Here is a 21560-nt window from a genome sequence, read left to right as displayed (position 1 = left end):
GCGACTCATCTTAATTTTTGGTGGCAAGAGAAGCTTGCAAATTTTTACATTTATCCCCATAATTGGGGTATTTTTTGATAATTGAGCAACCTAAGCCGTGAGAATTCCAGACATCAAAAGCACCAGTAGGCAAGAACGCCATCTAAACCAGCTTGCCAAGCAAATTCAAGAAAAGGCAGAACTGATAGGCGTGAATGTCTCTGGCACACAAATCAGCAGTCAGGCATTTGATTTGGTCAGTGATTATGAGCCAGCAGGCGACCAACCAATGGCCATCAAAGGCTTAGTTGATGGCATCAAATCAGGCAAAAAAGAACAACTATTACTTGGTGTAACAGGCTCTGGCAAGACCTACACAATGGCGAAGGTCATCGCCCAACTTGGGCGACCAGCCATCATCATGGCACACAATAAAACCCTTGCCGCCCAGCTTTATGGCGAATTTAAAGCGTTTTTTCCACACAATGCGGTGGAGTATTTTGTTAGCTATTATGATTATTATCAGCCAGAGGCTTATGTGCCAGCGTCTGATACTTTCATTGAAAAAGACTCTGCCATCAATGACCATATTGACCAAATGCGACTTTCTGCAACCCGAGCCTTATTGGAACGCCGTGATGCGATCATTATAGCAAGTGTGTCTGCCATTTATGGTTTGGGTGACCCAGAAAGCTATTTAAAAATGTTGCTGCATATTGTTGTTGGCGACAGAATAGACCGCACGACCTTAATTAAGCGACTTGTGGCACTGCAATATGAACGCAATGAGTTAGATTTTGGGCGAGGTACTTATCGCATTCGTGGTGAAGTGCTTGACATTTACCCTGCTGAGAGCGAGAGTCTTGCTGTACGCATTATTATGTTTGATGATGAAGTAGAAAAAATCGTCTGGTTTGACCCTTTGACAGGTAATAATGTTCGTACTGCACCACGCATTACCATTTATCCAAAGTCGCATTATGTTACCCCAAAAGACAAGTTGGAATTGGCGAGCCAAACGATTAAGGAGGAGCTTGCCAATCGGCTTGAATATTTCCGTGAAAATGACAAACTCATTGAAGCCCAAAGAATCAAAGAGCGAACGCAATACGACCTTGAAATGATTCAACAACTTGGCTATTGCAATGGCATTGAAAACTATTCACGCCACCTATCAGGACGGCCATCAGGCGTTGCACCGCCCACGCTTTTTGACTATGTCCCTGATGATGCACTGTTGTTTATTGATGAAAGTCATGTTACTGTGCCACAGATTGGAGCGATGTACAAAGGAGACCGCTCTCGTAAAGAAACGCTGGTGAATTATGGATTTCGTCTGCCTTCAGCGATGGATAATCGCCCAATGAAATTTGAAGAATGGGAGCGTTTAAAGCCGTCTACCATTTATGTGTCTGCCACGCCTGCCACTTATGAGCTTGAAAAAAGTGAGCAAGTAGTAGAACAGGTGGTGCGTCCAACAGGCCTTATTGACCCAGTGCTAGAAATCCGACCTGTGCTGACTCAGGTAGATGATGTATTGGGTGAGATTAATATTCGCAAAACTTTGAATGAGCGTGTGCTGATCACGACTTTGACCAAACGCATGGCAGAGGACTTGACCAGCTACCTAAAAGAATATGGTGTCAAAGTTGCCTATTTACACTCAGACATTGATACGGTAGAGCGTATGAAAATCATTCATGAACTGCGTACTGGCGTGCATGATGTGTTGGTTGGCATTAACTTGCTGCGTGAGGGGCTTGATATGCCAGAGGTGAGTTTGGTGGCGATATTTGATGCAGACAAAGAGGGTTTTTTGCGTTCGGAGCGTTCGCTGATTCAGACCATTGGTCGTGCTGCACGCCATATTAATGGTAAGGCGATTTTGTATGCCGACAAGATCACACCAAGTATGCAAAAGGCGATAGAAGAAACTGAACGAAGACGAACCAAGCAAATTGCCTTTAATGAAGCACATGGTATTACGCCAAAATCTGCCCATCGTGCCATCACTGATAAGATTGATACAGGTGAAGAAGAGGTGGTTCAGGTGGTGGGCAGTGTAGCAATTCATCAATCTGCGATTGCAGGTGTAGATGAAGAGATTTTAAGGCGGCCAGAGCTTATTAGTAAGGAAATTGCCCGCCTTGAAAAACAAATGCGAGCGTTGTCTGGTGAGCTCAAATTTGAAGAAGCAGCACGCGTGCGTGATACAGTGTTGGCATTGAAAGATTTTTTGGTGGGCTAGGCTGATTGCAATCTACTAGAATAGTCTGTCTGCTGAAAAAGCCCAAAATAACACCAAGGCGGGGCGTGAAAAGTGGTAATTATTTGATGGTTGTGGCGTTAATTTCATTCCTGAATATGCTACAATAAGAAAATGTAAATTTTTTTGAATTTGGAGAAGTCTGTGAGTAATATTAATAAAAAAATCCCTCATGTGCTGATGATTTTAGACGGTGTGGGGCATCGCACTGACCCACGAGATAATGCGGTTCTGGCAGCAAATACACCAAATCTTGATGAACTGATGGCCACTTGTCCAAACGGTCTGATTTCAGGTTCTGGCATGGATGTGGGCTTGCCTGATGGTCAATTTGGCAACTCAGAAGTTGGCCACATGAACTTGGGTGCTGGCCGTATTTTGTTTCAAGATTCTACTCGCATTATGAACGACATAAAAACAGGCGATTTTTTTAGCAACAAAGCGTTGGTCGGTGCTGTAAAAGCCGCCAATGATGCAGAAGGGGCGGTTCATATTTTGGGACTGCTTTCTGATGGTGGTGTTCATGCACATATTGAGCATATCAAATCAGCGGTACGCATGGCCCTAGAACAAGGTGCATCGCAGGTATTCATACATGGATTTATGGATGGGCGTGATACTCCGCCAAAATCTGCCCAAAGCTATATTGATGATTTTGAAGAGTTTTTGACCCAAATTAATCACCAATTTGAGGGTGAAGCAAAAATAGCCAGTCTTATTGGTCGCTTTTTTTCAATGGATAGAGACAAGCGTTGGGATAGGGTGCAGGCGGCTTATGAATTACTTACCCAAGCCAAAGCCGTGCGAGAAGTATCATCGGCGAGCCAAGCGGTACAGTTGGCTTATGACAACGGTGAAACAGACGAATTTATCCAAGCGACAATCATTGATGATAATGGCATCATCTGTGATAATGATGCTGTGATTTTTATGAATTTTCGTGCTGACCGTGCAAGAGAAATTTCCCAAGCATTCGTGGGTACCGATTTTGATGGTTTTGAGCGTAAAGTTGCACCACAATTATCTGCCTATGTCATGCTGACCAAATACTCAGATGAATTGGAAAATAATACAAAAACCACAATTGCTTATTACCCAACAAGTTTGGTAAATACTTTGGGTGAGTATCTACAAAATCATGGTAAAACTCAATTGCGTATTGCCGAAACTGAAAAATATGCCCATGTAACTTTCTTTTTTAGCGGTGGCAGAGAGGAGTTGTATGATGGCGAAAAGCGTATTTTAGTCAAAAGCCCTGATGTTAAAACTTATGACTTACAGCCACAGATGAGTGCCTATGAGGTTACGGATAATTTAAAAGTTGCCATTGAATCAGGGGAATTTGATGTGCTTATCATCAACTATGCCAATGGCGATATGGTGGGGCATACTGGTGTGTTTGATGCAGCGGTCAAAGCAGTTGAGGCGGTTGATGAGTGCATTGGTATGATTGTTCAGAGTGTGCGTAAAATGGGTGGGCATCTACTCATTACAGCAGACCACGGCAACTGCGAACAAATGCAAGACTATGATAGCGGTCAAGTCCACACTCAGCACACCACAGAGCTTGTGCCATTCATTTATGTGGGCGATCAATCTGTATCTGTGCGTGAAGGTGGGCGATTGTGCGATGTATCACCGACCATTTTGCATCTTATGGGTATGGCCAAGCCTGATGAGATGACGGGTGAAAGCCTATTGGTTGAAGGCTGATTTTAAAACTAAATAGGAACTGTATGAAAAAATTATCCGCTTTAACTGTTTTAATGCTGATGATGGCAAATCCACTGTCAGCACAGGCACAATTACCCAAGCCGATAGTCAAGGTGGTCAATTTTTTTGGCGTTGGTGGCGATACATCTGAAGAGGGGCAAATACAGGGTAATAATGGCGTTGCGCTTGATGTGCTTGATACCAAGCCGAATACTTTGCACGGCATTGATGGACTACATCAAGGCCGTGTGCCATTAAACGCCATTTCACCAAATACACTAAAAACTTTTGTGTCTGTGATTGATCTGGTGCGTCGAGAATACCCAAGAGAAAAAAGCGATGATGAGCTGTTTTACCACGCCATTGATGGTATGTTGCGTAAGGTGGATAGCCATGCTGAGTTTTTGGACGCTGATGCCTTTGCCAATTTACAGTCATTTACTATGGGTAAGATGGCGGATATTGGCATTGGTGTGATGTGGCAGGCTGATGTGGGGCATTGGGTGATTACCAAGGTGGTTGCTGATTCACCTGCCGAAAAGGCAGGGCTGTCAGTGGGTGATTATCTGCACCAAGTTGGTGATGTGCGTCTGTCAGGCGATAAGACAGCCAACGATGTGATACAGCTTTTGAGTGGTATTTTGGGAACAAAAGTCGATGTTACTTTCTCAAAGTCTGGTCGTTCTAAGCTGACCAAGACGCTTGTCCGTACGCATGATGTGCAGTCAAAGATTGAGGCGGTGATGAAAGATGGGATTGTTATTATTAAATTGCCTGTGTTTCAGACCAACACTCGTGAACAGATTTTAAATAAAGTTGCTGGTGCAGGTTTACCGATACAGGGCATGATTATTGATGTGCGTAACAACCCTGGCGGTGTGCTTGAATCAGCGGTTGATGTGGCATCTTTGTTCATGCGTAACCAAGTTGTTACCCAAGTTCAGGGGCGTAGTGGCATTGAGCGTGTCATGAACACCACAGGTTCGCCTTTGCTTGACGAAATCCCACTCATCATTTTGCAAAATCGCTATTCTGCATCAGCAGCAGAGGTTCTGGCAAGCAGTTTACAAACCCAAAAACGCGCGCTCATCGTCGGCGAGACCAGTTATGGTAAAGGTTCAGTGCAGTCGGTAATTCCCATTGGTGATAATCAAGCGGTAAAAATTACCACCGCACACTATCTGACCGCCAATGCTGAGCAAATTGATAAAATTGGCGTTAAGCCTGATGTGAAGTTCAATCTGGCACAAGACACTCTGCAAGACACGCCTGCACCAATGACTGATGCGTGGCTGGAGCAGGCTTTATTCATCATGCAAAAGGGCAAACTTGAAACAGGTATTGAGTTTTCTCCTGTGGGTGGTTTTTAATCGGCTCCCCTATTTTTTGTGTTTTTATTTTGGGGCGGTGGTTATTTTGCCGTCATAAAATTCAATGATGATATCTTTATCAGGTATTACTTTTGATTTTGATGAGATGAATTGACCACCTTGCTGAATGAGTGCATAGCCCTTACCCAGTGTTTTGGCAGGGTGTTGAATCAAAATCATGCTTTGTAAATATCGACAATGCTCACTCATTAGTTGTAGCTGCTTAGTAATTACTTTGTGATGATTAAGAAATTGCGATGTTTTTGTTTTGACTTGGGATAGCTTGGCGGTTGATTGTGCCTTGCTTTGATTGAGCAAGTTGTTTGTGTGTATTTTTTGCTGACCAAGTTGATGGGTGGCTAAAAGTTTGGTGGTTGCCATTTGGTTTTGACTGTCTTTTTTGGCCAATTGAATCAGTTTTGATGCTGAGACTTGACTGCGTTGCATGGCATTATTGCTTATATTTTTGGCCGTTATAAGTTTAGATTGACCAAGTGCTTGAATGTGCTGCATATTAAGCTTGGCATTTTGAGTAATCTCAAGGAGCTGTCTTTCTATTGCACCGATCACCTTTGATGGTGTGTCAAAGCGTGTGTGAGCCACTTCATCAATAAGCACTTTATCTCGTTCATGTCCAATACCTACCCATACAGGTACTTTTTGTTCGGCAATGAGTGCGGCTAACTCATAATCGTTTAAGTATGCCAAGTCGCCCACTGCACCACCACCACGAATGATGACAAGCAAATCTGGCAAATGACCAAATTTTTTGACAAATTTATCCATTGCTTGTGTGATGGCAATTCGAATTTCATTGGGTGCATGATTGCCTTGAAAGGTGGCATGATGATAATGAAAATGGCACGCATTTGCCATTTCTAGTCTGTCTGCTTCACGACGAAAATCGCCCAATCCTGCGGCATTTTCTGGAGAGATGACGATGACATGGCGAATGTCAAATGGTGTAGGTAGATGTTTATTTAGTAGAGTTAGGCCTTCATCGTGTAGGCGTTTTAGCATAGTGTGGTAGGCTGCTGCCAGTTCACCGATGGTGTAAGTTGGGTCTATGTCGCTGATATTGATGCTAAAACCATATTGTGCATGAAAGGTGGCAGAGGCTTTAATGAGTATGCTTGTACCAGCTTCAAGTATGCGTCCTGTGGTGGCATGAAATTTTGCCAGCACGCCAGACGCACGATATCGCCAAAGCGTAGCACGGCAACTTGCGATGATTTGGTCGTTATCATCTTTTTCAGCCAGTTCAAAATAATAATGCCCACCTTTAGATGATATTGCACGCACTTCGGTGCGTATCCATACTTCATGGTCAAAAGTATCGCTGATGACCATTTTTACCGCTTCTAGGTAATCACTGAGAGCAAGATGCGTGTCTTGTAGTGTGCTTTTTGTGTCTTGAAGACCGTCCAAATCATCCATCTGGGCTAAGATTTTGGCATGTAAATCATCGGTATCGCTGTCTGTTGTGCTGATACTTTGGACAAGGTCGGCGATGCGTTTGGCCTGTGTGCTCATAAAATTATCATACATCTCGTTAAATTCTAAGTACTACTATATCACAAGCGATTGATTTATCAACAAGTCTTAATCTTGATTTGGTCTTAATGATGATATTTTGTTCATATTTATCAGGAAATTGGTATAAAAAATTATTATTTATTATTTTTTATGATAACTAAACAATAATTTCCCATTTGCATTTGCATTGATGTTTGGTTAATTTATGCGTTAATTGGCGTGTTTTCATGCCAATTTTTTAAAATAAACAAAAACTGATGGAAGCGTATGAATAGCTTAACAATTGATGATGAACGCATTGCCAATATTATCGGCATCGCTATTGACAAAAGCCATGAAAATCCCAAGCTTTTGAGCAAATTCATTTGTATTTATTATGAGCACCTACACCATGATGTTGCAGGTGTGCTGAGTGATTATGATTTGGCAGGCATGGCATTGCACCATTTTAGCCAGTTGCAAAACCACAACGGTCAAATCCCACGCTTATCTGTCATCAACCCTGTGAGCGATGAGCATTATTTTGCCAGTAAAAACAGTGTGATTCAGATGGTGGTGTTTGACCGCCCATTTCTGACCGATACCGTGTTGATGAGTCTTGAAAAAAAGGGCGTGTCGGTCAAGCGTATTCATAATAGCATCATTAAAGTTGTGCGTGATGCAACAGGCAATATCATTGATATCGCCACGACAGATGAAAGTGGTGCTGATATTGCCCAGCAGTATTCACTGCTTCATTGCGAAATTGCACGCCAAGATGACAAAGTGCTTGATGAAATTCATGAGATATTGCTTGCCAAGATTCACACGTTAGATGTCATTGTTGCAGATTGGGCAATCATGCGTGATAAGCTGACCATCATTCGTGATGAGATGGCAAATGTGTCCATACCAACCAAGTATCATTCTAAAGAAGAAGTGCTAGAATTTTTGGATTGGATTGGTAATGATAACTTTATTTTTATGGGTTTTCGTGAATATCGCTTCGATGAATTGGGTGAGGATGCCAAATTGTATTCGGTGGGTGGTAGTGGTCTTGGTGTATTGCGTGGAGTGTCAACAGATACGCTGTCGCAAAGCTTTCATCGCTTGCCAGGTCAGTTAAAGCATCTACTGAGCTTGCCACGGGTGATTTTATTGTCCAAGTCTCGCCATGAATCACCTGTGCATCGCCCTGTTTATATGGATTTTTTAGGCATTCATAAATATGATGGTAATGGCAGGCTGATTGGTGAATATCGCTTTGTAGGATTATTGACCTCTCGTGCTTATCAGACGAGTGTGAATAATATCCCACTACTTCGTGAAAAAGCTGAGCAAATCCTTGGTATGTCGGGCTTGCCAAAGAATGGCCATAGTTATTTAAAACTGGCTCACATCATCAACACCTTGCCACGAGATGACTTATTTCAAGCAGGCATTGATGAGCTGTATCCAATGGTAAGTGCCATCAGTCAATTACAAGATAAAAACCGCTTGCGTCTTTTTACACGAATTGATCATTATCAACGCTTTGTCTCTTGCCTTGTGTATGTTCCACGCCATAAATTTGATACGCAGTTACGCATTAAAATTCAAAATCTTTTGACCGAAAGCTATGGTGGCCAGTCATCAAATTTCACTACTGAGTTTAATGACTTGCACCATGCACGAGTGCATATTCATGTACGCACCATTCCAGGAAATATCAAGCCTGTGGATACCGCCATGCTTGAAAATAAACTTGCCACACTCATGCAAAATTGGTCTGATGAGTATCTAAAAGTGCTTAGTGAAGACTTGGGTGAAAGCGAAGCCAACCGAATCATGCGTGAGTATGGGGATTTTATTCCTGCGGCCTACAAAGAACGCTATGATGCCAACACCGCCGCTGCCGATACTAAGCGATTGCTTGTCATTAATGAAAATAATCCAATGGTGTGGCGACTGTATCAGCCTGTGGGTGAAGGGGCGGATAGACTGACCTTAAAACTTTATGGGCAAGGCGAACCGTTGATTTTATCGCTCGTATTGCCGATTTTGGAGAACTTTGGTGTATTGGTGTTAAGTGCACAGACTTTCCAATTTGACAATAATCAAAGTGCTTGGCTACAAGAATACAAGCTAAAATTACGCAATGGTATCAGCATTGATCTTGATGTGGTGCGTCGTCAGTTTGAGGACAGCTTGCGTGAGATTTGGCAAGGCAACATTGAGTCGGATAAACTGAACGAACTGATTTTAACGACCAGCCTAGATGCCTATGATGTGCTGATTTTGCGTGCATTGTCTCGTTATATGGTTCAGGCTCGTGCACCATTTTCCAATGATTATATTCACGCAACATTGGTCAAAAACCCCAAGCTGAGTGAAAAATTGGTTGAGCTGTTTCATGCCAAGATGTCGCCTGATGTGATTGAGCGTGAATTTGTGATTGCCACTGTTCAAAAGGACATTGATGTCAAACTGGCCAAAGTTCAAAGCTTGGACGAAGACCGTATCATTCGTTGGTTCTTAGATTTGATTGGTGCACTACTTCGTACCAGTTTTTATCAAGTTGATCCATTGGGTAATCGTAAAGATCGGGTGTCGTTTAAGTTTGCTGCCAGTCAAATTCCTCATCTGCCCAAGCCCAAACCAATGTTTGAAATTTATGTGTATTCAGCACGCACAGAGGGTGTGCATTTGCGTGGTGGTAAGGTTGCGCGTGGTGGTCTTAGATGGTCTGACCGCATGGAGGATTATCGTACCGAGGTGCTGGGGCTTGTTAAGGCTCAAATGGTTAAAAATGCCGTCATTGTTCCTGTGGGTTCAAAAGGTGGCTTTGTTTGCAAAGACCGCACTAAGGCATCAAGCCGTGAAGAATGGCAAGCTGAGGGTGTGGCGTGCTATCAGACTTTCATTCGTGGATTGCTTGATTTGACAGACAATTTGGTTGATGGCAAAGTTGTACCACCTGCCAATACCGTACGTCATGATGAAGATGATCCTTATCTGGTGGTGGCAGCCGATAAAGGTACAGCAACTTTTTCAGACATTGCTAATAAATTGTCGGCAGAGTATGGCTTTTGGTTGCAAGATGCTTTTGCCTCTGGTGGCAGTGCAGGCTATGACCATAAGGGCATGGGTATTACGGCAAGAGGTGCGTGGGAGAGTGTCAAGCGTCATTTTCGCTTAATGGGCAAAGACATTCAAAACAGCGATGAATTTACCGTCGTGGGAATTGGTGATATGTCAGGTGATGTATTTGGCAATGGTATGCTTTTGTCCAAAAATATCCGCTTGCAAGCCGCTTTTAATCATTTGCATATTTTCATTGATCCAAATCCAGATGCAAAGACTTCTTTTGCTGAGCGTCAGCGTCTATTTAATTTGCCTCGTTCAATGTGGACAGATTATGATGTCACTTTGATCAGTGAAGGCGGCGGCATCTTTAATCGCACGGATAAATCCATTGCCATCACGCCACAGATGAAAGAGGCGTTTGGTATTGCAGAAGATACCTTGACACCAAACGAGCTTTTGAATCGTTTGCTAAAAGCACCTGTGGACTTGATTTGGAATGGTGGTATTGGTACTTATATCAAATCATCTGATGAAGAGCACGCTGATGTTGGCGATCGCACCAATGACTGTATCCGTGTTAATGGCAGAGAGGTGAGTGCCAAAGTAGTAGGAGAGGGCGGTAACTTGGGCTGTACTCAAAAAGGTCGTATTGAGTATGCCAAAAATGGTGGTCGTATCTATACTGACGCTATTGACAACTCGGCAGGTGTGAACTGCTCTGACCACGAGGTAAACATTAAGATTTTGTTAGGTGCAGTCGTTGAACAGGATGAGATGACGATTAAACAGCGTAATGTTTTGCTTGAAAGCATGACCGACGAGGTGGCACAGCTTGTTTTACGCCAAAACTATCTGCAACCACAAGCCATTGAATTGTCATCGCGTGAGGCACCATCTAGATTGCCAGAGCATCAAAACTTCATGCAGTTTTTGGAAAATGCAGGTCGTTTGGACCGTGCCATTGAGTATTTGCCAAGCGATGATGAGATAAAAGAGCGTCGGTTGGCAAATTTGGGTCTCACTAATCCAGAATTTGCGATTTTATTGGCATATGGTAAAATGTGGGTCTATGAAGAAATGCTATCAAGTTCATTGGCAGATGATGCGTATTTTTTAAATGAGCTAAGAAAATATTTCCCAAATGCGTTAGACAAACCATATTTTGATGAGATGGTCAAGCATCGTCTGCACCGAGAAATCATCAGTACTTATCTGACCAATGGTCTGGTGAATCGCTTGGGGATAGAAACTGTGTTTGATATTTATAAGCAAACAGGGCGTAGCATTGCTGACATCACACGAGCTTATGCGGTGGTGCGTGATGCTTTTGGTGTGCAAAAGCTTTGGAATGAGATTGGGCTACTTGATAATCAAGTAAGTGCTCAGTTGCAACTTGACATTGAGATTGCCATGCGTCGTGATTTACAGCGTGCCATTTTGGCATTGTTGATGGTAAACGACCAGATTGATGTGGCTAAATTGACAATTACGATCAGTGCTCTGGCGGATTCATCAGATCTGATTGATACTGCCTATGCCAAAATGCTAGAAAGTCAAGGTTTGTCAGCAAAATCAGCAACATTATTTGCCAGACTGCCTGTACAAGTATCTGCCATGACACAATAAACCTTGATGCTTAGCGATAAAAAACCAGAACTTATTTAGGTTCTGGTTTTTTAATGAATACTTTGGGGGGGGGCGAGCTTACTGATTTAAATTCATGCCTGCCAAAATTTGTGGTTTGTATTGTTGAAGCAATGGTAAAAGCGTACCTATTGTCCATGCTTTTCGGTATCCTTGCAAACCAAGTGGCAACTGGTCATCAGATGAGCCCTGTGCGACCATGATGAGTAAATCATTAATCCAGCGTCCACGCAGCAGTATGTTCTCTGGAACATGAATGACATGGCTATAATCGCTGATGGCTTGGTCAAGCAATTTTTTAAAGGGTTTGTCTTTGCTACGATATACAGGGGGTGGTAAAGGAGGTAGGGTATCTGCTGATTGTGATTTTACTGAGTGAATGATCCGCACAATTTCATCGCCATATTTGCGTAGCGAACCACGATTGATGGTGGTTCTGGCCAACAGCTTGATGTTATCAGGCAAAGTTTCAATAATCTCACGCATTGCCTGCTTGCTAATGATGAAAGTTCTTGGTTCGTTAATTGCTCTTGCAAGTGATTCACGCCACAATACAAGCTCTTTTAGCACCCCTATTTGTAGGCGGTTGTACTCAGGTGCACAAAAATCCAAATACAGTATGCCATCGTCCATGTTGGCGGTATCGTGCAGCTCTTTGGCGTATAGATTGCTGTCTTCGTACACATATTCAATGACTTGATTTTGTTGAAGTTTTTCTTTTACAGCTTCATAAAGTGCGAGTAAATAACGCACATCGTTGGCAGCATACACTTCTTGCTCTTGGCTTAGAGGGCGGATAAGCCAATCGGATTGACTTTCGCCTTTGTTCAGATCAATGCCTAAAATTTCGCTTACTGCCTGACCGTAGCCTACTTGCAGTCTGCCTGTCAAATAAGCCACGCCAATTTGTACATCAAAAATATTGGTTAAAGCTGGATTTTTGGCAAGTAAATAAAAAATACCCAAATCCTCACCGCAAGCATACCACACCATCGTTGGTACCTCAATGAGTGCTTGCCAAAATTCAGTTAAATCTAATTTGGGAGCATCTACCAGATAAATTGCACGCCCTGTGTTGACCTGCACCAGTGCTAAAATTGGATAATAAGTAGTGCGTTTAATGAATTCGGTGTCAAGTGCAACGACATCAACCGAGTCAATCTCATCAATGAGTGCGTACAACTCATCTTCGGTGCGTACCCATATGGTGGGTAAATCATTTAAGGCGTGAAAGTCCACATCATGGGCACGAAAAAAATTAAAACGGTCGGTGGTGTCGGTGATATTGGCAGATAAATTGGTCATATTGTACAAATTATATGTTATATAAAGGCACGATTTTGTAGAGCTTGATGCAAGGTTAGGCTATCAACATATTCAAGCTCACCACCGATAGGAATGCCTTGGGCAAGACGAGTGATCTTTTCAACATGGGGGCGAGCGGCTTCATTGATAAAAAAGGCGGTTGTTTGACCTTCGACGGTCGCACCTGTGGCAAGAATCAATTCTTTAATGGTATTGTTTTTTAGGCGAAAGATGAGCTCATCAATATGTAAATCGTCTGCATTGATGCCATCAATGGGGGATAAATGCCCACCTAAGACAAAATACTTACCTCGATATGCACCACTTTGTTCAACCGCCATCACATCTGATGCACTTTCAACAACGCATAGTAAGGTTTCATCACGACGCACATCGCTACAAATCGAGCAAATGTCATCATCGCTAAATGAGTGGCAATGGCGACATTCAACGATATTACGCATGGCGGTATCTAGTGCTTGGGCAAGACTGATGCCTTGTAACCGCTTTTTGGAGAGCAGTTGCAATGCCATGCGCTGAGCTGTTTTTTGTCCAACGCCAGGCAAATGTTGTAGCTCTTTGACCAAGTTCGCAAAATTAGGAGTTAGCACGAAACAGTTACTCAGTTTTAGCCAAACAAACCTTGCATACCTTTTGGCAATCCCATGCCTGTTGTCGCACCAGCCATAACCTCTTCATATAGTTCGTCAGCTTGACGAACGGCATCGTTGATGGCAGCAGCCACCAAGTCTTCAATCATGTCAGGTTCATCATTCATTAGGCTTGGGTCAATGCTAAGACGCTTAACCACATGGCGACCAGTCATGGTTACTTTCACCAAACCATTACCCGCTTCGCCATGAACTTCTTTATTAGCAAGGCTTGCTTTGGCAGCTTCGACATTTTTTTCAACTTGCTTTTGCATGGCTTGAGCTTGTTGCATGAGTGCTTGAATGTTCATGATTTTTTCCCTATATCTGGTTAAAATTAAGCAAAATTTTACTCATTATAGCATAAACTGACATCAAAAAGCTAAGTTGGTAAATTTTACCCACTTAGATTGTATCTATTGATATATTGAAATTACAATGTATTTATGGTGTACTTATAGTTTACATGCACCACCTGCACAACCATCGTCAATGTCGCCTTGTGAATCATCTGCACCATCACGCGTGTTGTGGTAATATAGGGTTTTTACACCAAATTTATAGGCGGTCAAGAGATCTTGAATCAGTACTTTCATTGGCACCTTGCCACCTTCAAATTTTGATGGGTCATAATTGGTATTGGCTGAAATACTTTGGTCAATGAATTTTTGCATGATGCCAACCAAACGCAAATAACCATTATTGTCGGGCATTTGCCACAATAATTCATAGCGGTTTGCCAATTGTTCAATATCAGGCACGACTTGCTTTAAGATGCCATCTTTGGATTGTTTGATGGAAACAAGTCCTCGTGGCGGTTCAATGCCATTGGTGGCGTTGGCAATCTGTGAGCTGGTTTCTGATGGCATCAAAGCGGTCAAAGTTGAATTACGAAGTCCGTGCTTTTGAATATCACCACGCAAGCCCTCCCAATCATAATGCAAAGACTCTTGACAAATGTTATCCAAATCTGCCTTATAAGTGTCAATTGGCAATATGCCTTGACTATAAGTTGTTTGATCAAACCATGGACAAGCACCTTGCTCTTTGGCAAGTTTGTTTGAGGCTTTGAGTAAGTAGTACTGTAGTGCCTCAAAGGTGCGGTGCGTCAAGCCCAATGCGGTACTATCTGAGTAGTTTGTGCCATTTTTTGCAAGATAGTAGGCATAGTTAATGACACCTACGCCCAGTGTGCGACGATTCAAACTGCCTTTTTTAGCAGCAATAACAGGGTAGTCTTGATAATCAAGCAGGGCATCAAGTGCACGCACTATCAGTTCGGCAGGTTCTTCAATATCTGACAACTCATTGATTTTACCCAAATTAATTGCTGATAGTGTACAAAGAGCGATTTCACCATCTTCATCATTGATGTTATCAAGTGGTTTGGTTGGCAGGGCAATTTCCATACATAGGTTTGATTGGCGAATTGGTGCAATACTTGGATCAAATGGACTGTGTGTGTTGCAGTGGTCTACATTTTGTACATAGATACGACCTGTGCTGGCACGCTCTTGAAGCATTAGGCTAAACAGCTCTCGTGCAGCAATTTTGCGTTTTCGGATATTACTATCCGCCTCATATTTGACATATAGGCGTTCAAATTCTGTCTGGTCGGCAAAAAATGCTTCATACAGACCTGGCACATCAGATGGTGAAAATAGCGTGATGTCTTTGTTTTGAATGAGACGGGTGTATAAAGTTTTGTTGATTTGTACACCATAATCCATGTGGCGAACACGGTTATCTTCAACGCCACGGTTATTTTTAAGAACAAGCAAACTTTCAACTTCCAGATGCCACATTGGATAAAACAAAGTTGCGGCCCCGCCACGAACACCGCCTTGTGAGCAGGATTTGACCGCCGCTTGAAACATTTTAAAAAATGGAATACAACCTGTGTGCTGGGCTTCACCATCACGAATGGGTGAGCCTAATGCACGGATTGCACCTGCGTTAACACCAATGCCAGCACGCTGCGAGACATAACGAACGATGGCAGAAGTGGTGGCATTAATACTGTCTAGATTGTCATCGCATTCAATCAGTACACACGAGCTGAATTGGCGTGTTGGTGTACGCACGCCTGCCATGATGGGCGTGGGCAAAGAAATGTAGAAATTGGAAGTTGCATCATAAAAACGCTTGATGTAGCTTAAACGCTCTACTTTATCATAGTTGGCAAACAAGCACATGCCTACTAAAATATATAAAAATTGTGGGCTTTCATAAACTTGCTTGGTTACTCGGTCTTGCACAAGATATTTACCCATCATCTGTTCAACAGCAGCATAAGCAAGGTTCATATCGCGTTCGTGGTCAATGTAGGTGTTTAGTTCATCAAATTCTGCTTTTGAGTAATCTTCTACGATATGTTTGTCGTATTTGCCAGATTGGGTAAGTTTGATGACATGATCATATAGGTGTGGCGGTTCATATTCACCATAGGCAATTTTGCGTAAGTGAAAAATTGCCAAACGCGCAGCCAAATATTGGTAATCAGGTGTCTCTGCTGAAATTAAGTCGGCAGCTGCCTTGATGATGGTTTCGTGAATGTCTTTGGTGCGAATGCCATCATAAAACTGAATGTGCGATTTTAACTCCACTTGCGATACGGAGACATTATTTAAATCTTTGGCTGCCCATGCGATGACTTTGTGGATTTTTTCTAGGTCAATCGACTCCAATCTGCCATCTCTTTTTATCACTTGGATTTTGTCAATGTGTGTCATGAACGCATTTTTCCATATTATGAACGAGTTGAGTGTTAGCATACTGCCTGAATGATAATAAGTTTTATCAATACAAGAGGGCGTGATGTGTTTTAAGCGGTTGGATATGCTACCGAGTATTAAACTGCCACATCGATGAATACTACTTTTAGATATCTGCTACCACATCTAGATGCTTATCTTTGAATAAGCACAATATAGCCTAAAAATTTTTAAAATACTAGCTTGTTTTTTTGGCAATTTTATGGGTGGATTTTTCTTGCTTTATTCACAATAGAGCTGGCAAGGGGTGCAGATTTGTCAATAGGTTAAAAAATTTTTTTAATTGAAATTTTAAAATGATGAGAGAAATTGATTTATTTTATAAAAATACGCACTCAATTGAGTGCGTATTTTTTGCAAACATCAAAACAATCAAGCACTTGCCATTAGGCTGGCATTACCACCTGCGGCAGTGGTATTGTAACTTTGGCTGATTTCATGATATAAGCGTGCGATGTCAAGCCCATGTGTTGCATCAATCACTCGGCGGATTGTACCGTCTAAGCCAGCCAAACGCACCTGTTCTTCGCTTGGCATGGCATCAAGGGCGATGATGATGTCGTTAGCATCGGCACCTGCTTGTTCGGTAACGGTAATGATACCATCAAACTCATTAGCATGCGTGGATAAAACATGCTTGGGCGTGATGGTTGCTTGGATACCATTTGCTGCCAAAATAGCCAAAACATTCAAAGACTGCACCAAATTACCACCATAGATTGTTACTGCATATGGTGCACGCCATGACAAAGTATTTCGCTCACCTGTCGGCCCTGGTAGAGTAATGGTTGCACCATTTAATGATGATGCTTTGGCATGATTGGCGATGTGATTTAGGTTTTGAATTTCACTGTCGGTAATACCCAGTTTTTTGGCAACAGTAATTGTATGACTTAATGCTTGTTCGTCAATTTGTGCCAAATCATCAATGTTTGGCGTGTGCCAAATATTAAGACGGCTTAGGCGTTGCAAGTAGAATGGACCACCTGCTTTTGGCCCTGTGCCACTCATGCCATGACCACCAAATGGTTGTACGCCAACAACTGCACCAACGATGTTGCGGTTAATATAGACATTGCCCGCCTCAATACGACTGGCGATGTGATTGATTGTACCGTCAATACGGCTATGAATGCCATGTGTTAGCGCAAAGCCTTTTTTGTTGATGTCATCAATCAAATCATTAAGTTCATGTGCTGCAAAACGCACGACATGCAAAACTGGACCAAACACTTCTTTTTTTAGTTGCGATAGGTTTTGTAGCTCAAACATGATGGGTGCTACAAATGTTCCTTGACTGTTTGAACGAATCTTGACTTCATGATAGCCAGCGGTCTGTTTTAGAGTGTTGATGTGATTGAGTAGATTTTCTTGGGCCTCTGCATCAATGACAGGGCCTACATCTGTTGATAATAAAGCAGGACTGTTTACTACCAATTCGTCCATTGCACCCTTAATCATCTCAATCATGTGATCGGCAATGTCCTCTTGGATACATAAGATACGAAGAGCCGAGCATCGCTGGCCTGCCGAGTCAAAGGCAGATGCCAAAACATCGGTACATACTTGCTCTGGCAAAGCGGTAGAATCAACAATCATTGCATTCATACCGCCAGTTTCAGCGATCAGCACAGGATTGTCAGTGCGAGCTGCCAAAACACTATTGATGCGTTTGGCAACTTCGGTTGAGCCTGTAAAAATTACCCCATCAATGCGATCGTCTGTTGTTAATGCACCCCCTACATCACCTGCACCTAGCACCAGTTGTAGTGCGTCGGTTGGTACGCCTGCCTCATGCAACCATGTTACTGCCAAATGTGCAATGATTGAGGTTTGCTCAGCAGGTTTGGCGACAACGGTATTGCCAGCAGCCAAAGCGGACACCACTTCACCAACAAAGATGGCAAGTGGAAAATTCCAGGGGCTAATTGCTATTACTGTCCCTAAAGGACTATTTAGATTAAGACGCTCCACTTCATCGGCGTAGTAACGACAAAAATCCACCGCTTCACGCACTTCAGCAATAGCATTTGATAGTGTTTTGCCAGCTTCGCGCATGGCAATCATCATTAGTAGTGCCATATGCTTTGGGGATTCTAGTGTGTCGGCAAAACGACGCAAAACATCAGCACGAGCCTTTGGTGTGGTTGCTTGCCATGCACCCTGAGCGTTGATTGTGGCGGTGATGACATCATGAACACAGATTGGGTTAAGGAATGACACACGGCCAACAATGTCGTTGTTGTCAGCAGGGTTTTTCACATCGTGTGCCATGTTGTGTTGCACAGGAATGCTTGTGATTGAGCTGATGTCAAAATTAATGTCAAGTGCGGCATTCATGTTGGCTTGCAGTTCTGCCAAAATGTGTTCATTGGATAGGTCAATGCCATATGAATTTAGACGCTCGCCATAAATGTGGCGTGGTTTTGGTGTGAGTGGATTGGCAGTAATGTTATTAACATCAATCTCATCTAGTGGCGATATGGTCAGTGCATCAATACTCACTTTTTCATCTACAATGCGATTGACAAATGATGAGTTAGCACCATTTTCAAGCAAGCGACGAACTAAATAGGCAAGTAGGGTTTTGTGCGTGCCAACAGGTGCATAAATACGCACACGACGACCCAGATTTTTTTCACCAACAACTTGATCATACAAGGTCTCACCCATGCCATGTAGGCATTGGAATTCAAAATCTTTACCCTCGCCCATCTTATAAATAGTAGCAAGAGACTGGGCATTATGTGTGGCAAACTGTGGGAAAATGGCATCTTGAGCGGCAAGCAGTTTTTTGGCACATGCCAAATATGACACATCGGTATGAACTTTACGGGTATAAACTGGATATCCGTCCATGCCATCAACCTGTGCCCATTTAATTTCGCTGTCCCAATATGCACCTTTTACAAGGCGAATCATGAGTTTTTGGTTGTTTCGGCGAGCTAGATCAATGAGATAGTCAATCACATAAGGACAGCGTTTTTGATAGGCTTGTACCACAAAGCCAATGCCATTAAAACCTGCCAAATCAGGATCTGATACCAATTTTTCCATCAAATCCAGTGATAATTCTAGGCGATTTGCTTCTTCAGCGTCAATATTTAGACCAATATTATACTCTTTGGCAAGAACAAATAAGGCTTTTAGGCGTGGCAACAGTTCGGTCATCACACGCTCATGCTGTGCACGAAAGTAGCGTGGATGAATGGCAGACAGCTTGACAGAAATGCCATTGCCATCATACACGCCACGACCTTTGGCATCTTTGCCAATGGCATGAATGGCGGTAACATAATCATTGTAATAACGGTCGGCATCTTCGGCGGTCATTGCTGCCTCGCCAAGCATATCAAAACTAAAACGATAGCCTAATTTTTCACGCTCTTTGCCATTGGCAAGTGCTTCATTAATGGTCTGACCAGTGACAAATTGCTGACCTAAGATTTTCATGGCGTGATTAACACCTGCACGAATGAATGGTGCACCACCTTTTTGAATGATTCGAGTCAGTGCAGAGCCTAAACTGTCGTTGGTTGGCTGTGTCAATTTGCCTGTCAGCACCAAACCCCAAGCGGCAGCATTGACAAACATTGACGGACTGTTGCCAACATGACTTTTCCAGTCGCCATCAGATAATTTGTCTTGGATAAGCTTGTCTCGTGTGGCGGTGTCTGGAATGCGTAGCAGTGATTCAGCAAGGCACATCAGTGCCACACCCTCTTCACTAGATAATGAAAACTCTTGCATGAGTGCATCTACACCCGAGGATTTGGAGCGGTCTGCACGAACCTGTGTGATCAGACGATGTGCTAGAGTGCGAATGTCATCTTTTTGAGCGGTGTCAAATTGTAGGGTTGATGCCAGATTTTTGACAGCACTTGGTTCATCTAGGCGATAGGCACTGGTGATGGCATCACGAAGTGGACCTTGGTCATGGGCAAAATGAAACATGATTTTTCCTTAAAACAACAAAATAAGTACAATTTTTACATCATCATGCTTGATACTTGGCATAAAGCATATAGTGCTTTATTATATCATTATCTTAATTAAAAATCCCAATCAAATAAGAGTATTTGTAAACAAAAAAAGCCCAAGAATGACTTGTGGCTTTTTTATTTTCTTAAATTTTTAAATCTTTTTGCTGTGATTAATTTTTTAAGATGATCTTAACGAATCTCAACTGTTGCACCATTTTGAATGTTGGCGTACAGTTCAAGTACATCCCAGTTGGTCAGGCGAACGCAACCAAGTGAGGCTTGGCGACTGATGCCCTCTGGCACTGGCGAACCATGAATGCCATAGCTTGGCTTATTCAGACCCATCCAGACTACGCCTACAGGACTGTTTGGTCCAGGTGGTAGAATGAAGGTTTTTTTATCAGTTTCGCTATCACGGTTTACAGTGGCTTTGTAGTGTGGCATCTTAACTTTATTAACAACCTTGAATTTGCCACTTGGTGTGGCTGTGGCAGTACTACCAATGGTGGTAGGGTAGGTTGCCACCAATTTATCACCATTATAGGCAAGCAATACTTTTTCATTGCGGTCAGCAACCACTCGAGTCACTCGCTCCGATGCTGGCTTGCCTGTATTGATGACGGTGATGGTTTCTCCTTCAACAAATTGTTTGGTTGGGTTGAGTTTTTTTAGGTATTTGACATCCATATGAAAACGCTCGCCAAGCATTTCTTGAATATTTTCATAGCCAAGTGCTTGTAGCTTGGAGCGAGATTCTGCATTGTTTGGCAGGGTTTTGTATGGGTTTTCAACATCTTCTTTGGTGATGGTATAAGAGACCAATACTGGCTGATTGCTGTCAATATCTTTTGTTAATGCCGCCCAAGTTACCTCGTCCATCTTGCCTGTCGGTTCAAGATTGTGCATTTTTTGAAAATTAATCAGTGCTTTTTTGCTGTTCATGCCCCAGCCACCATCAATAGGGCCTGGACTGGCATGATTCCAATCCAACAATACTTGCATCTTGATGGTCATGGCAGTGTTGACTTTCATGTCTGGTGACCAAACAGCTTGATTGACCTGTCTGGCATAGTTGGACAGATTGACCGTGGTAATACGCTTGCCATCTTGCTCAATGCTTTGTATGGCACTGTTGTCTGTGGTTTGGGTGGATTGCAATACCTCCACTTCGCCATCAATAATATCAACAATGTCATCGGTGTTGGTCTCGTTAGCAAAAGCAAGACTGACTGAACTTAGTGATAAGGCAAATAAAATGCTTGTGATTAAGTTGGTTTTGTGATTCATATAAATTC

11 protein-coding genes are annotated in these 21560 nt (G+C 42.7%); 4 read left to right on the top strand and 7 right to left on the bottom strand.

The window, feature by feature from the left end; genetic code table 11:
• Positions 1–268: 268 nt before the first annotated feature.
• The 3 genes from uvrB to U9670_RS04205 all read left to right on the top strand — a co-directional run bounded on the left by uvrB (position 269) and on the right by U9670_RS04205 (position 5328).
• Positions 269–2227: an excinuclease ABC subunit UvrB gene (gene uvrB, locus U9670_RS04215; protein WP_416381481.1), complete on the top strand. Its 1959-nt coding sequence runs from the start codon at positions 269–271 to the stop codon at positions 2225–2227.
• A gap of 198 nt (positions 2228–2425) precedes the next feature.
• On the top strand, positions 2426–3958 hold the full coding sequence (gene gpmI, locus U9670_RS04210; protein WP_416381480.1) for a 2,3-bisphosphoglycerate-independent phosphoglycerate mutase: 1533 nt from the start codon (positions 2426–2428) through the stop codon (positions 3956–3958).
• 23 nt (positions 3959–3981) lie between these two features.
• Positions 3982–5328 carry a S41 family peptidase gene (locus tag U9670_RS04205; protein ID WP_323841545.1) on the top strand — a complete coding sequence of 449 codons (1347 nt, stop codon included), beginning with the start codon at positions 3982–3984 and terminating at the stop codon, positions 5326–5328.
• A 24-nt stretch (positions 5329–5352) separates the two neighbouring features.
• Here U9670_RS04205 and xseA read toward each other — a convergent pair whose 3' ends face one another.
• Positions 5353–6861, bottom strand: a complete 1509-nt coding sequence (xseA, locus tag U9670_RS04200) for an exodeoxyribonuclease VII large subunit (RefSeq protein ID WP_323841544.1) — start codon at positions 6859–6861, stop codon at positions 5353–5355.
• 270 nt (positions 6862–7131) lie between these two features.
• Here xseA and U9670_RS04195 point away from each other — a divergent pair, with 270 nt between their 5' ends.
• Positions 7132–11535: an NAD-glutamate dehydrogenase gene (locus U9670_RS04195; protein ID WP_323841543.1), complete on the top strand. Its 4404-nt coding sequence runs from the start codon at positions 7132–7134 to the stop codon at positions 11533–11535.
• Between the two features lie 78 nt (positions 11536–11613).
• Here the strand turns inward: U9670_RS04195 and U9670_RS04190 are convergent, their stop codons facing one another.
• From U9670_RS04190 to U9670_RS04165, 6 genes are all read right to left on the bottom strand, one after another.
• A complete protein-coding gene (locus U9670_RS04190) occupies positions 11614–12858 on the bottom strand; it encodes a ribonuclease D (RefSeq protein ID WP_323841542.1) in 1245 nt (414 codons plus the stop codon).
• Positions 12859–12875: 17 nt separating this feature from the next.
• On the bottom strand, positions 12876–13469 hold the full coding sequence (recR, locus tag U9670_RS04185) for a recombination mediator RecR (RefSeq protein WP_323841541.1): 594 nt from the start codon (positions 13467–13469) through the stop codon (positions 12876–12878).
• 17 nt (positions 13470–13486) lie between these two features.
• Entirely contained in the window at positions 13487–13819 is a 333-nt protein-coding gene (locus U9670_RS04180; RefSeq protein ID WP_323841540.1) for a YbaB/EbfC family nucleoid-associated protein, read from the bottom strand.
• Between the two features lie 144 nt (positions 13820–13963).
• The gene (gene nrdA, locus U9670_RS04175) at positions 13964–16240 is read right to left on the bottom strand and encodes a class 1a ribonucleoside-diphosphate reductase subunit alpha (protein ID WP_323841539.1); all 2277 of its coding nucleotides are present in this window, start codon (positions 16238–16240) and stop codon (positions 13964–13966) included.
• Positions 16241–16654: 414 nt separating this feature from the next.
• Positions 16655–20236 (bottom strand): bifunctional proline dehydrogenase/L-glutamate gamma-semialdehyde dehydrogenase PutA, encoded by a 3582-nt coding sequence (gene putA / locus U9670_RS04170; protein WP_323841538.1) that lies wholly within the window; start codon positions 20234–20236, stop codon positions 16655–16657.
• Positions 20237–20454: 218 nt separating this feature from the next.
• Complete coding sequence (locus tag U9670_RS04165; RefSeq protein ID WP_323841537.1) at positions 20455–21552, bottom strand: L,D-transpeptidase family protein; 1098 nt, start codon at positions 21550–21552, stop codon at positions 20455–20457.
• Positions 21553–21560: the final 8 nt, after the last annotated feature.

Origin of the sequence: Moraxella tarda (assembly GCF_035181405.1) — a bacterium.
Taxonomy (GTDB): domain Bacteria; phylum Pseudomonadota; class Gammaproteobacteria; order Pseudomonadales; family Moraxellaceae; genus Moraxella.
This window is presented reverse-complemented; position numbering and strand designations above follow the sequence as displayed.